This window comes from Streptococcus sp. STR1/CE/0325 (assembly GCF_055386095.1).
This window is the reverse complement of the sequence record NZ_AP045018.1, coordinates 985,956-999,086: the sequence shown is the minus strand read 5'-3', so window position 1 is coordinate 999,086 and position 13,131 is coordinate 985,956. Positions and strand designations below refer to the sequence as shown.

The 13,131-nt window shown below is 44.3% G+C and carries 12 protein-coding genes and 1 pseudogene; 10 read left to right on the top strand and 3 right to left on the bottom strand.

Annotation, left to right across the window (positions count from 1 at the left end):
• Nucleotides 1–87: 87 nt before the first annotated feature.
• From ACZ49W_RS04945 to ACZ49W_RS04935, 3 genes and pseudogenes are all read right to left on the bottom strand, one after another.
• Nucleotides 88–720, bottom strand: a complete 633-nt coding sequence (locus ACZ49W_RS04945; RefSeq protein ID WP_464814222.1) for a TetR/AcrR family transcriptional regulator — start codon at nt 718–720, stop codon at nt 88–90.
• Nucleotide 721: 1 nt separating this feature from the next.
• Nucleotides 722–1,807 carry an ABC transporter permease gene (locus tag ACZ49W_RS04940; protein ID WP_464814221.1) on the bottom strand — a complete coding sequence of 362 codons (1,086 nt, stop codon included), beginning with the start codon at nt 1,805–1,807 and terminating at the stop codon, nt 722–724.
• Nucleotides 1,804–2,539 (bottom strand): annotated as a pseudogene (locus ACZ49W_RS04935) (ABC transporter ATP-binding protein). Before ACZ49W_RS04935 ends, ACZ49W_RS04940 begins: the two are co-directional and overlap by 4 nt.
• A gap of 219 nt (nt 2,540–2,758) precedes the next feature.
• On the opposite strand from ACZ49W_RS04935, the gene purD reads away from it, so the two are divergent.
• The 10 genes from purD to deoD all read left to right on the top strand — a co-directional run bounded on the left by purD (nt 2,759) and on the right by deoD (nt 13,096).
• The gene (purD, locus tag ACZ49W_RS04930) at nt 2,759–4,024 is read left to right on the top strand and encodes a phosphoribosylamine--glycine ligase (protein ID WP_464814959.1); all 1,266 of its coding nucleotides are present in this window, start codon (nt 2,759–2,761) and stop codon (nt 4,022–4,024) included.
• Nucleotides 4,021–4,506 carry a 5-(carboxyamino)imidazole ribonucleotide mutase gene (gene purE / locus ACZ49W_RS04925; RefSeq protein WP_464814220.1) on the top strand — a complete coding sequence of 162 codons (486 nt, stop codon included), beginning with the start codon at nt 4,021–4,023 and terminating at the stop codon, nt 4,504–4,506. The genes purD and purE overlap by 4 nt, the downstream gene beginning before the upstream one ends.
• The gene (purK, locus tag ACZ49W_RS04920) at nt 4,493–5,566 is read left to right on the top strand and encodes a 5-(carboxyamino)imidazole ribonucleotide synthase (RefSeq protein WP_464814219.1); all 1,074 of its coding nucleotides are present in this window, start codon (nt 4,493–4,495) and stop codon (nt 5,564–5,566) included. The genes purE and purK overlap by 14 nt, the downstream gene beginning before the upstream one ends.
• A 195-nt stretch (nt 5,567–5,761) precedes the next feature.
• On the top strand, nt 5,762–7,060 hold the full coding sequence (gene purB, locus ACZ49W_RS04915; RefSeq protein WP_464814218.1) for an adenylosuccinate lyase: 1,299 nt from the start codon (nt 5,762–5,764) through the stop codon (nt 7,058–7,060).
• A gap of 135 nt (nt 7,061–7,195) precedes the next feature.
• A complete protein-coding gene (locus ACZ49W_RS04910) occupies nt 7,196–8,302 on the top strand; it encodes a low temperature requirement protein A (RefSeq protein ID WP_464814217.1) in 1,107 nt (368 codons plus the stop codon).
• Between the two features lie 122 nt (nt 8,303–8,424).
• A complete protein-coding gene (gene rpiA / locus ACZ49W_RS04905; RefSeq protein ID WP_464814216.1) occupies nt 8,425–9,102 on the top strand; it encodes a ribose-5-phosphate isomerase RpiA in 678 nt (225 codons plus the stop codon).
• A gap of 10 nt (nt 9,103–9,112) precedes the next feature.
• Nucleotides 9,113–10,324 (top strand): phosphopentomutase, encoded by a 1,212-nt coding sequence (locus ACZ49W_RS04900; RefSeq protein ID WP_464814215.1) that lies wholly within the window; start codon nt 9,113–9,115, stop codon nt 10,322–10,324.
• 14 nt (nt 10,325–10,338) lie between these two features.
• Nucleotides 10,339–11,151 carry a purine-nucleoside phosphorylase gene (locus ACZ49W_RS04895; RefSeq protein WP_464814214.1) on the top strand — a complete coding sequence of 271 codons (813 nt, stop codon included), beginning with the start codon at nt 10,339–10,341 and terminating at the stop codon, nt 11,149–11,151.
• A gap of 1 nt (nt 11,152) precedes the next feature.
• Nucleotides 11,153–12,373 (top strand): chloride channel protein, encoded by a 1,221-nt coding sequence (locus ACZ49W_RS04890; protein WP_464814213.1) that lies wholly within the window; start codon nt 11,153–11,155, stop codon nt 12,371–12,373.
• A gap of 12 nt (nt 12,374–12,385) precedes the next feature.
• Nucleotides 12,386–13,096, top strand: a complete 711-nt coding sequence (gene deoD / locus ACZ49W_RS04885) for a purine-nucleoside phosphorylase (protein WP_464814212.1) — start codon at nt 12,386–12,388, stop codon at nt 13,094–13,096.
• The last annotated feature ends 35 nt before the right edge of the window (nt 13,097–13,131 follow it).

Here is a 13,131-nt window from a genome sequence, read left to right as displayed (position 1 = left end):
TAAAACTCCCTTTATCGTTTCTAGTGAAAATTTTTGTTTTTTCACTGTCCACTATAAGGGGAGTATATCAGAATGTCGATTGGTTTTTTAGGCTTTTAAACAGGCTAAAATTTCTTTTTCTATCCGTTTTTTTTGCTCTGTTTGATCAGAGACTGAAAGGTTTAAGATATAGGTTTGAAAAAAGAAACTCATGAGATGACTTGATATGATTCTAAAGAAATCTTTGGTAGTCAGATCAAAAGCAAGTTCTGGGAATTGTTCTTTTAAGGTAATCAGAAAGGACTCCCACTGACTGAAAAAATCGTGCTGATCTAGAATCTCTAAAAAAGCCTGTCTCATCTTCTCTTGCACCATGATTTCTTGCCAGATGATTTGGACGAGTTCGTGATTTTCCCCTAAAAAATCGAGGCGGTCTGTCACGATAAAGTGAATGAGATCTTCTAATTTTTCAAATTGAGACAACTGATCAAAAAAAGGATGAAAAATGGAAGGAAAAATCTCTCGAATCATCTCAAGCAAGATGCCGTCTTTGGTCTTAAAATATTTAAAAATCGTAGCTTGAGAAACCTCAGCTTGTTCAGCGATTTCCGCTGTAGAAGTCGCTGAAAAGCCTTTTTTTGAAAAGAGGTCAATCGCAGCTAAAAGTACTTTCTTTTTCCCCTTTGGGGCTTTGTGTAAATCTAGCCACTGCATATAGGTGGTGATAATCGTTTGGTTCATGTCATACTTTCCTGTATCGTTTGAGTCCTGTGATATTGATGAAAATGAGAATAATAAGAAATCCAAGGAGAGCTAGGCAATCGTTTGAGATAGCCTGAAAGCTTGCGCCTTCAAGAATGACTCGACTCATAGCGTCTCCTGAATAGGAGAGAGGAAGAATCTTAGCAAAAGCGCTTGCCCAGTTTGGCATGCTCTCTAAAGGAATGATTCCTGAAAAAATCAGCTGAGGCATAACGATGAGTGGGATAAACTGCATCATCTGAAATTCGGATTTGGCAATTGTTGAGAGTAAAAGTCCAAAAGACAAGGCGACTAAGGCAAGAAGACCTGCTACTATTATAACATAAAAGAGATTTCCTGTAACTTCTATACCGAGTAAGAAGATAGCAGAAGTAAGAATCACTCCCGTTTGCAAAAGAGCTAATAAACCGTAAGCCAAAAGATAGCCAAAGACAATCTCAGATCGTGTGACCGGTGTAGCCAAAAGGCGATCCAAGGTTCCTGTGGTTCGCTCTTTGAGAAGCCCCATACCTGAAATGAGAAAAACAAAGAAAAAGATGACAAAACCGATGATAATCGGAATGATTTTAGCAAAAAATCCTGTGTCTTGATCGCCGTATTGATAGCTTTCTTGGATAGTTGGCGAATTTGTTCCCCTAAAGTTGGGGTTCATGCTTTTGAGAGCAGTTGTCATATTTTTGACGCCTATTTTTTGTAGACTCGCCTTGAAGATGGATCTCGTATAGTTTGTTTTTGAGGCATCGGTATTGGCATAGATGATTTTATAACCTGTCTCTTTTTGATAGGAAATCACGGCATCTGTCTCATGATTTTTTAGATCCTGCTTTGCAGTGTCTAGAGTTTTGACTTTCCTTAGAGTGATATTTTTGGCATCATGTAGCTCATCAGTGAGGACTTTTTCAACTCCAACGGTGGTGATGTTGACCTTGACTTCAGTGTTTGCACTAAACATGGTATTGATCAACCACATCATGAGAATGGGAGCGAAAAGCATCATGGCAAGCGTGCGTTTATCACGGAAAAATTCTGTTAAAATACGTTTACAAATAGCAAATGTAGAGTTCATTTTTCTGTCCTTTCATTTTTTTGTTCAATGTTTAAAAAGACATCTTCGATAGAAGCGACTTGATGGGTTTTCTTGAGTTGGTCTGGTTGATCCAAAGCGATGAGTTTTCCGTTTGAAAGAAGTCCCACCTGATCCACCAATTCCGCCTCATCCATGACATGAGTCGTTATGAGAATGCCCTTTCCTTCTTTTTTAAGACGAAAGAGTTCTTGCCAGATTTGCCTTCTAAGGCTAGGATCTATCCCAACCGTTGGTTCATCGAGGATGAGAAGTTCTGGATTTCCCAAAAGAGCGATAGCCAAAGAGAGCCTTCTTTTCATTCCTCCTGAGTAGTTTTTGACCTCTTTATCGAGGTGTTCAGCTAGGGCGGTGACCTGAGCGACGTGATCGATGCTATCTTTTATCCGCTTTTTTTTCAATGCCTTTCATTTGAGCAAAAAAGGTTAGATTTTCTCTAGCAGTGAGAGCGTCATAGAGGGCATCAGATTGCGCCATATAACCGATTTTCCCTAGAATTTCCCGATTCGGCATGGCTTTTCCTAGGAGTAGGGCTTCTCCGCTATCTGCTTTTTCCATCCCCATACTGATTTTGATGAGTGTCGATTTTCCAGCACCGGACGGTCCAATCAGTCCTAAAAGTTCCCCTTTTTTGAGAGTTAAACTCAGCCCGTCTAGGACTTTTTGACTTGAAAAAGATTTTTTAATCTTTTGTATAGACATAAGAGTATCCATAGTCTAGCTCCTTTTATTTTTATTATAAGTGATTGCTCACTCACTTTTATAAGATTAGTATAGCGGGTAATCACTCACTTGTCAAGAACAAAATATTTTTGATTGAGATATGGGAAAACGATAATGATATTTAAATTTAATAAAAAATAGGTTAAAGGAAGAAAAATGACGAACATTTATGATATAATAAAGAAAAAACATTCGACAGAAAGGGAAGTCATGAAATTATTGGTTGTAGGTTCGGGTGGTAGAGAACACGCTATTGCAAAGCAACTTCTAGCATCAAGCAAGGTTGAGGAGGTTTTTGTCGCACCAGGAAATGCTGGGATGAAACGTAGTGGTTTGACACCGGTTGCTATCTCAGAGAGTGATTTTGAGGCGCTGATTCATTTTGCTAAGGAAAAGGATGTCGCTTTTACATTCATTGGGCCTGATAATGCTTTAGCAGATGGGATTGTAGATCGTTTTGAACAAGTCAATCTCAAGGCATTTGGACCGACTAAAAGGGCAGCTGAGCTTGAATGGTCAAAGGCTTTTGCTAAGGAGATGATGGCAAAATACCAGATCCCAACAGCAGAGTATAAAAGCTTTACAGACTTTGATCTGGCGCTAGAATATGTGCGCAAAAAAGGTGCGCCTATCGTCATCAAGGCAGATGGCTTAGCGCTCGGAAAAGGTGTCGTGGTTGCTATGACCCTGGAAGAGGCAGAACAAGCCCTTTACGACATGCTGGTGGATCAACAGTTTGGATCAAGTAGCGCTCGAGTCATCATCGAGGACTTCTTAGAAGGGGAGGAGTTTTCTTTGTTTGCCTTTGCAAATGGGAAGAAATATCACCTCATGCCGACAGCGCAAGATCATAAGCGGGCTTTTGATGGAGATAAAGGGCCAAATACTGGTGGTATGGGCGCTTATTCCCCAGTGCCACAGATTTCAGATGAGGTGGTTGCCTTAGCTGAAAAGACCATTATTGCACCGATTTTAAAAGGAATGGTAGAAGAAAATAGACCCTATCTAGGTGTGCTTTATGCAGGGTTGATTTTGACCAAGGATGGACCTAAGGTGATCGAGTTTAATGCACGTTTTGGTGATCCAGAAACGCAGGTCATCCTCCCACGTTTAACGTCTGACTTTGCAGAAAATATCATGGATCTCTTAGATGAAAACACACCGAACTTTACATGGAAAAAAGATGGTGTCACCTTAGGCGTCGTTGTAGCAAGCGAGGGGTATCCTAGAGCCTATGACAAAGGTGTGAAATTGCCTGATATAAAAGAACTCACTACCTACTACGCAGGAGTTTTAGAAAATGATGAGGGTGAGTTGCTCTCAAATGGCGGTCGTGTCTATATGCTTGTGGCAGAAGGTGAAACGGTCAAAGAAGCACAAAGCAAGGTGTATGCAGTGCTTGAAGAAAACCAAAGAGAAGGTCTGTTTTACCGTACAGACATCGGCAGTAGAGCCATCAAGGAGGAAGAAAAATGACAAAAGTTGGCATTATCATGGGGTCTAAGTCTGACTGGACAACCATGCAAAAAACCGCAGAAATTCTAGAAAAATTCGGTGTTTCCTATGAAAAAAAGGTTGTCTCTGCTCATAGAACGCCTGATCTCATGTTTGACTACGCAGAAAAGGCTAAAGAAAGAGGAATTGCAGTCATCATCGCTGGAGCAGGAGGGGCAGCACATCTCCCTGGTATGGTAGCAGCCAAGACCACCCTTCCTGTGATTGGTGTGCCAGTCAAATCTCGTGCCTTGTCTGGGCTTGATTCTCTTTATTCTATCGTGCAAATGCCAGGAGGTGTACCGGTTTTGACCATGGCGATTGGTGACGCTGGTGCGGTCAACGCAGGACTTTCTGCGGTGAGAATTTTAGCGATTGAAGACAGCCAATTGGCGCAAAAGTTGACGGATTATCACAAAGAGCAAGCCAAGCTAGCAGAGGAGTCCACGCATGAGCTATACTAAGACGATTGGAATTTTAGGGGGCGGTCAGCTAGGGCAGATGATGGCAATCGCCGCCATCTATCGTGGGCATCGTGTCGTGGTGTTAGATCCAGCAGCGGACTGTCCAGCATCTAAGGTGGCAGAGGTCATCGTAGCGCCTTATGATGATGAAAATGCCGTGCGTGAGCTAGCAAAACGTTCGGATTTGATTACCTATGAGTTTGAAAATGTTGATGCAAACGCTTTAGACAGTGTTGCGACTTTAACGAACATTCCGCAAGGGACAGATCTCCTTCGGATGACACAGGACAGAAGGCGTGAAAAAGCTTTTCTTAAAGACGCAGGGATTCCGATTGCTCCTTATCAAGTCATCGAAAGCGCAGCGGATTTACCAGAGGAGATATCTCAAGTCCGTGTGTTAAAAACGGCGCGTGGTGGCTATGATGGTCATGGTCAAGTGGTGATTAGAGATGAAGAAGATTTGAAAAAAGCAAGGGAGCTAGCAGATAGTGCACCTTGTGTTTTGGAGGATTTTCTGACATTTGAGATGGAAATCTCTGTCATTGTGTCTGGAAATGGCAAGGACATCACGGTCTTTCCTGTTCAGGAAAATATTCACCGCCACAATATTCTCTCAAAAACCATTGTTCCTGCTCGAATCTCTGATGAGTTAGCCCAAAAAGCAAAAGCTCTTGCTTGGAAAATCGCCAAAAACTTGCAACTTTATGGTACACTATGTATAGAGATGTTTGTAGCAGGTGGCGAGATTTTGGTGAATGAGCTAGCACCTCGTCCACACAATTCGGGGCATTATAGCATTGAGGCTTGTGATTTTTCCCAGTTTGACACACATATTTTAGGGATTTTAGGAGAAAACCTGCCTGAGATTACCTTGCATGCGCCTGCTGTTATGTTAAACGTTTTGGGGCAAGATATGCAAAAAGCGATTTCTTATCAAAAGGAACACCCCAAGGCGCACTTACATCTTTACGGCAAAGAACAAGCCAAGCATAACCGCAAGATGGGGCATGTGACGGTCTTGACAGATCGCCCTGATGAGGTGGAGGAGTTTCATCTTTAGGCGAAGGTTAAGGGCATTTATAAGGTGGAAATCTTAGGACACTTTTTGCTCCCATCTTGATAGTCGGAGTTTATGGCGATTTCGTCTATCAAAAGACGAGAAAGGTAACCGATAGGATTGCTTTACAGGGGTCAAATCAAGAGCTTTACGCCCTTTGCTGGTGATTTTAATTTGAAAACAAATAAAGGAGAAGACATGTTAGAACGTTACACCCGCCCTGAAATGGGGGCAATCTGGACAGAGGAAAACAAGTACAAGGCTTGGCTTGAAGTGGAAATCCTAGCCGATGAGGCTTGGGCAGAGCTAGGGGAAATCCCTAAAGAAGACGTGGCTTTGATCCGTGAAAAGGCAGGCTTTGATGTCAAGCGGATTTTAGAAATCGAAGAAGAAACTAGACATGACGTGGTCGCCTTTACCCGTGCGGTGTCTGAGACCCTAGGACGTGAACGCAAGTGGATCCACTATGGTCTCACCTCAACTGACGTGGTGGATACGGCTTATGGCTATCTTTACAAGCAAGCCAACGACATCATTCGTGAGGATTTGCGCAGGTTTACCGACATCATCGCAGACAAGGCGCGTGAGCACAAGATGACCATCATGATGGGGCGCACCCACGGTGTCCATGCAGAGCCTACGACCTTTGGGCTGAAACTGGCGACTTGGTACAGCGAGATGAAGCGCAATATCGAGCGCTTTGAAGTGGCAGCTCGTGGCGTAGAGGCAGGAAAAATCTCAGGAGCAGTCGGAAACTTTGCCAATATCCCTCCTTTTGTGGAAAAATACGTCTGTGACAAGCTAGGCATTCGTGCGCAGGAAATCTCAACCCAAGTCTTACCACGTGATTTACACGCTGAATACTATGCGACGATTGCGCTGATTGCAACCTCTATCGAGCGCATGGCAACGGAAATCCGTGGTCTGCAAAAGTCTGAACAACGTGAAGTAGAAGAGTTCTTTGCCAAAGGACAAAAAGGCTCATCAGCGATGCCTCATAAACGCAACCCAATCGGATCTGAAAACATGACAGGACTTGCCCGAGTGTTGCGTGGCAACATGGTGACAGCTTTTGAAAATGTGGCGCTTTGGCATGAACGTGACATCTCTCACTCATCAGCAGAGCGCATCATCGCACCAGACTCGACCATTCTCTTGGATTACATGCTCAACCGTTTTGGCAATATCGTGAAAAACTTGACGGTCTTTCCTGAGAATATGATTCGCAACATGAACTCGACCTTTGGGCTCATTTATAGCCAGCGTGTCATGCTAGCTCTCATCGAAAAAGGCATGACGCGTGAAGAGGCATATGATTTGGTGCAACCAAAAACGGCTAAGTCTTGGGACGAGCAAACCGACTTTAAACCGCTTTTAGAAAGCGATGAAAGAGTGATGGACTTGTTGAGTCAAGACGAGCTTGATGAACTCTTTAATCCTGTTTATTACACCAAGCGTGTGGATGAGGTCTTTAAGCGCCTGGGATTAGAAGATTGATAGAATATAGCGTTTGTCTTTTATACTTTTGTTGACTCGTTATAAAAGCAAACGAAAAGATGATAAAAAACAAGTGAACCGCTTCTAAAGGAGTGGCTCGCTTTTATGAGAAAAAATAAAGGAGAAAACTATTTTATGCAAGAAAAGAAAGTTCAAGTGATTGAACTCTTTTACGACCTTGTCTTTGTTTATGCCATCTCAAGGATGACAGGGCTTATCCACCATCTGCATCATGGTAGGATTGGAGTTTTTGAGATTTTTACTTATATCAGCTGTGTCTTTATCGTTTTACACGTCTGGATGGTGCAGACCGTCTTTTACAACCGCTACGGTCAAGGGCGAGGCAGAGATGTGATGATGCTACCTCTTGGGATGATTCCTCTGCTTTATATTTCAAGTACCTTTACGGTAGATAGTGAGAGTTGGAGCCGGATTTTTCAACCTCAAGTCATTGCTATTGCGCTTTTATCCCTCCTTCCTGCCGTTCAGTATGCTTTGGAATACCGAGAGAGTCAAAACAGCGTTGATAAACGAATCACAGGAGGCTTTGCCCTGTCTTTAGGACTAAGGGCGCTCTTAACGCTGATTTCTGCTTTTTTACCTTATCAGATTGGTTTTATTTTCTTTTTCATCATTGTTTTTGGTGGGAACTTCTTTCCTCTTCTCTTCACTCAAAATTTAAGTCAAAGTGAGGTTAACTTCCCTCACTTGGTAGAGCGCCTATCTCTTTTGGTGATTCTCACCTTTGGGGAGATGATTATCGCTATTGCCCCTTATTTTACCATTAAAACGTTTGGGATCATGTCTCTTTTGGTCTTTCTTATCACAGTCAGTCTCTTCTTTCACTATCAAGCCACCTTTGATCATATGGTGGACCACCACAGAAAGGGAGAATCTGGGGTCAAGATGATTTATACCCATTATCTCATCTTTATCGGTCTTGGTCTAGTGACTGTTTCCTTGAGCTTTTTTAAGGAGACGGTAGATCCTTTCTTTTTGATTGGCTTACTCTATGCAGGTTTGGGGATGTTTTATCTAGGCATTTATGCCAATGCCTCCTATCAAAAAGACAATTTTCGCTATCCTAGGAGTTTTCTCCTCATCCAAGCTGGGATTTTCCTAGCTGGTATGCTACTGAGTTTTCTTTTTACCAGCAATCTTTTGGCTATTTTAGTCATTGCAACGGTAGTGGTTTTCGCCCTAGTAGGGAGAACGACACAATTTTACATACGCTATCACTGATGAGAAGGGTTGGGCAGTTTTTGCCCAACTATTTTTTGTTCCTTGAACTGTCAAATTAAGATTAGAAAATCTAGGCGAATCATGGTATAATAGGACTGAAAATCCAAGCAAAGGAGAAAACAATGGAAGCGCTCAAAAAAGAAGCTGGCATCAGAGCTGCCGCTTATGTGACCGATGGTATGGTTGTGGGGCTTGGAACAGGTTCTACGGCCTACTATTTTGTAGAAGAGTTGGGACGACGAGTCAAAGAAGAAGGCTTGTCAATTGTGGGAGTGACCACTTCAAGCAGGACTAGCAAACAAGCCCAAGGGCTAGGGATTCCTCTCGTGTCTATTGATGATATTGATAGGATTGATGTCACCGTTGATGGCGCAGATGAGGTGGACAAAGACTTTAACGGTATCAAGGGAGGTGGAGGTGCCCTCTTGATGGAAAAAGTGGTGGCTATGCCAACTAAAGACTACATCTGGGTGGTGGATTACACCAAGATGGTAGACACCCTAGGTGCGTTTAAATTGCCAGTTGAGGTGGTGCGCTATGGGGCTGAAAAGTTGTGTCGTTCCTTTGCTGAAAAAGGCTATGCGCCTGCTTTTCGAGAAAAGGACGGCGAACGCTACCTGACAGATATGGGCAACTATATCTTAGACCTTGATTTGAAGGCGATTCCAGACCCTGTTGCCTTTGGTTTGGAGCTAGACCACACGGTCGGTGTGGTAGAGCATGGTTTGTTTAACGGCTTGGTGGACAAGGTTATTGTGGCCAGTCCAGAAGGTGTCAGCGTTTTAGAGAGTGGAAAATAAAGGAGAAAAGATGACAAAATTCAACCGTATTCATTTGATTGTACTGGATTCTGTTGGGATTGGGGCTGCCCCTGATTCGGACAAATTTTTTAATGCAGGTGTCCCAGATACCGATTCGGATACCTTGGGACATATTTCAGAAACCGTAGGGCTACATGTACCCAACATGGCTAAGATTGGTCTTGGTAATATTCCTCGTGTAGCGCCTATGCCGACCGTTCCTAAAGAAGAGCATCCAACAGGCTACGCCACCAAGTTAGAAGAGGTATCGCTAGGAAAAGACACCATGACTGGTCACTGGGAAATCATGGGACTCAATATCACAGAGCCTTTTGACACCTTTTGGGATGGTTTTCCAGAAGATCTGCTAGAAAAGATTGAAGCCTTTTCAGGACGAAAGATTATCCGAGAAGCCAATAAGCCTTATTCTGGAACTGCGGTTATTGATGACTTTGGTCCACGTCAGATGGAGACGGGTGAGTTGATTGTCTATACGTCGGCTGATCCGGTGCTTCAGATTGCCGCTCATGAAGACATTATTCCGCTGGATGAGCTCTACCGGATTTGTGAATATGCACGTTCGATTACCATGGAGCGTCCGACCCTACTTGGTCGGATTATTGCCCGTCCTTATGTGGGAGAGCCTGGCAACTTTACTAGAACAGCTAATCGCCATGATTACGCAGTGTCTCCTTTTGAAGATACGGTCATGAACAAGCTGGCAGATGCGGGAGTTTCTGTGTATAGCGTGGGTAAAATCAGCGATATTTTCAATGCCTCTGGTGTTACCAACGATATGGGCCACAACCAATCCAACAATCATGGTGTGGATACGCTTCTTAAAACCATGGCGTTGCCTGAGTTTGAAAAAGGGTTCTCCTTTACCAACTTGGTTGACTTTGATGCGGTCTATGGTCACCGCAGAAATCCAGAAGGCTACCGTGATGCCCTAGAGGAATTTGACGCCCGCTTACCTGAAATCATGGCAGCCATGAAGGAGGATGATTTGCTTCTCATCACCGCAGACCACGGCAATGACCCGACCTACGCTGGTACGGATCATACCAGAGAGTATGTGCCGCTTCTTGCTTATAGCGCCTCCTTTAAGGGTTCTGGTCTTCTTCCAGTCGGTTATTTTGCAGATATTTCTGCTACTATTGCTGATAATTTTGGGGTTGATAAGGCCATGATTGGTCAGTCTTTCCTTGCAGATTTGGTTTAATAGAAAGGGATACAATGACACATTTAATGGAAAAAATCAAAGAAACAGCAGCTTTCTTGAAAGAAAAAGGCATGAGCGCCCCACAATTCGGCTTGATTTTAGGATCTGGTCTAGGGGAGTTGGCAGACGAGATTGAAAATCCAATCGTGATGGATTACAAGGATATCCCTAATTGGGGTCGCTCAACTGTTGTTGGGCATGCTGGCAAACTGGTTTATGGTGACTTGGCTGGCAAGAAAGTCTTGGCCCTTCAAGGACGTTTCCATTTTTATGAAGGCAATCCCCTTGAAGTGGTGACTTTTCCTGTGCGCGTGATGAAGGCACTCGGTTGTGAGGGTGTTCTTGTGACCAATGCGGCAGGTGGGATTGGCTATGGCCCAGGAACCTTGATGTTAATCAGCGACCATATCAACTTCACTGGACAAAATCCTCTAATCGGTGAAAACCTTGAGGAGTTTGGCCCACGTTTCCCTGATATGTCCAACGCCTACACTAAGGCTTACCGTGAGGTCGCGCATGAGGTCGCATCTAGCCTAGGTGTGGATCTAAAAGAAGGCGTCTATCTCGGCGTGACGGGTCCAACCTATGAAACCCCAGCTGAAATCTTGGCCTTTAAAGGCATGGGAGCGCATGCGGTTGGCATGTCCACTGTACCAGAAGTCATTGTGGCAGCTCATTCTGGGCTCAAGGTTTTGGGAATTTCTGCCATCACTAATTTTGCCGCAGGTTTCCAAAGCGAGCTTAACCATGATGAAGTCGTCGAAGTCACTGAGCGCATCAAGGAAGAATTTAAAACCCTCATCAAAGCCATTTTAGCGGAGCTTTAGGATGAAACAAGAGGTCAAACTGCTTGTTCTAGCAGTCGTCTCAGCCATTTTGACTGGTTTTTCAGCGATTTTCTTACATGATGTGCTGGATGTGGTGCAAGAGCTTGCTTATGGACATGTGGATGGCGAATTTTTGGTTCTCTCCACGCATGTCTTTCCCCTAAGACGGAGTCTGGCTGTGATCTTGGGAGGAATGGTGGTTGCGCTTATCTGGTACCTCTTGCAGAAGAGCGCTTCTCTTCACAGCATTAAAAAGCAGATGCTCTTAGCCAGTGAGGGAGAAGCGCCACCTTATTTGAGGCAGTTTTTACATGCCTTGACTCAGATTTTAGCTGTAGGAACAGGTATGCCCATCGGAAAAGAAGTGGCACCCAGAGAGTTAGGTGCCTTGGGGGCCAATCTATTGGTGAGAAAATCAGGTCTAGGACTTGAGGACAGTCGCCTCTTGATTGCAGCCAGTGCAGCCGCTGGTCTAGCAGCCGTTTATCAAGTCCCTCTAGCCAGCTTTATCTTTTTATTTGAGGCGCTAAAGCTAACCAAAACATGGAAAAATGGTGTGGTGGGTGCCCTCATCATCTGGATAGCGACCAAAGTAGGCCACTTGGCTATTTCAGACAAGCCGACCTATCAGCTGCCAAATCTAGTCTTGAGCTTAGAAAGCCTTGGTCTTGCGGTGCTGCTGGGGTTAGCCATTCCTTTATTGGCCCTTTGGTTTCGAAAAATCGTCCAGTGGGCAGAAGGCTCTCGTTTGAAGGACAAAAGACTTTTGCTGGCGCTTCCAGTGGTTAGCCTTTTGGTGGGGGTATTGGCTTATTTCTATCCAGAGATTTTGGGAAATGGTCGGGATTTGGCTCAAGCCATCTTTTCAGGCACTAGCTTGATGAACGCGCTGCTTTTGATTGCTATCAAGGCTTTGGTCGTGGTCTTGGCTTTAAAAAGTGGGGCTTATGGAGGGACCTTGACCCCTGGCTTTGCCCTAGGGGCAGGTCTTGGTTTTGTCCTTGTCTCCCTCTTGCCTTTTGGGGGATCTTCCCTCCTTCTTTGGGGGAGTGTCATTGGGGCAGCGACTTTTTTGTCTCTTTCTACGAATGCGCCCTTCACTGCCATTTTTTTAACACTTGGCTTTACAGGCCAGTCTTTCTGGTTATTGTTACCGCTTGGTTTAGCGGTCGGTCTTGGTCAAGGGGTGAAACACTTCCTTAACCGTTATCATATCGTATAAAGGAGAAAACACGTGTCTATTCACATTGCAGCGAAAGCTGGAGATATTGCAGATAAAATTTTATTACCGGGTGACCCGTTGCGGGCTAAGTTTATTGCAGAAAACTTTTTAGAAGACGCCGTTTGTTTTAACGAGATTAGAGGCATGCTTGGCTTTACAGGAACCCATAAGGGAGAGCGTGTCAGTGTTATGGGAACAGGGATGGGGATGCCGTCTATTTCCATCTATGCGCATGAGCTCATCACCGAGTATGGGGTGAAAAAACTCATTCGTGTAGGAACAGCAGGTTCACTCAGTGCAGATGTCCATGTTAGGGACTTGGTGCTGGCTCAGGCAGCCGCAACCACGTCACGCATCATTCGTAACGACTGGCCAGAGTATGATTTGCCACAAATTGCGGACTTTACCCTCTTAGACAAGGCCTATCACATCGCAAAAGGTCTTGATTTGACCGTGCATGTGGGTAATGTCTTGTCTGCCGACTTGTTCTACTCAAATCTTTTTGAGAAAAATCTTCAACTCGGTCAGCTCGGTGTCAAGGCTGTTGAGATGGAGGCGGCAGCCCTCTACTATCTAGGAGCGAAGCATCAAGTACAGACGCTAGCTCTCATGACCATTTCAGACAGCTTAGTGTATCCATCGGAAGATACCACCGCAGAAGAGCGTCAAAACACCTTCACCGATATGATGAAGGTGGGCTTAGAAACCTTGATTGCGGACTAATCATGTCAGAAAAAATGCGTCGGAACTTTTGTTCC

What these genes read in the sequence shown, in the direction of transcription:
- ACZ49W_RS04945 (WP_464814222.1), bottom strand. Translation starts at nt 720, where the DNA reads ATGAACCAAACGATTATCACCACCTATATGCAGTGGCTAGATTTACAC.
- ACZ49W_RS04940 (WP_464814221.1), bottom strand. Translation starts at nt 1,807, where the DNA reads ATGAACTCTACATTTGCTATTTGTAAACGTATTTTAACAGAATTTTTC.
- purD (WP_464814959.1), top strand. Translation starts at nt 2,759, where the DNA reads ATGAAATTATTGGTTGTAGGTTCGGGTGGTAGAGAACACGCTATTGCA.
- purE (WP_464814220.1), top strand. Translation starts at nt 4,021, where the DNA reads ATGACAAAAGTTGGCATTATCATGGGGTCTAAGTCTGACTGGACAACC.
- purK (WP_464814219.1), top strand. Translation starts at nt 4,493, where the DNA reads ATGAGCTATACTAAGACGATTGGAATTTTAGGGGGCGGTCAGCTAGGG.
- purB (WP_464814218.1), top strand. Translation starts at nt 5,762, where the DNA reads ATGTTAGAACGTTACACCCGCCCTGAAATGGGGGCAATCTGGACAGAG.
- ACZ49W_RS04910 (WP_464814217.1), top strand. Translation starts at nt 7,196, where the DNA reads ATGCAAGAAAAGAAAGTTCAAGTGATTGAACTCTTTTACGACCTTGTC.
- rpiA (WP_464814216.1), top strand. Translation starts at nt 8,425, where the DNA reads ATGGAAGCGCTCAAAAAAGAAGCTGGCATCAGAGCTGCCGCTTATGTG.
- ACZ49W_RS04900 (WP_464814215.1), top strand. Translation starts at nt 9,113, where the DNA reads ATGACAAAATTCAACCGTATTCATTTGATTGTACTGGATTCTGTTGGG.
- ACZ49W_RS04895 (WP_464814214.1), top strand. Translation starts at nt 10,339, where the DNA reads ATGACACATTTAATGGAAAAAATCAAAGAAACAGCAGCTTTCTTGAAA.
- ACZ49W_RS04890 (WP_464814213.1), top strand. Translation starts at nt 11,153, where the DNA reads ATGAAACAAGAGGTCAAACTGCTTGTTCTAGCAGTCGTCTCAGCCATT.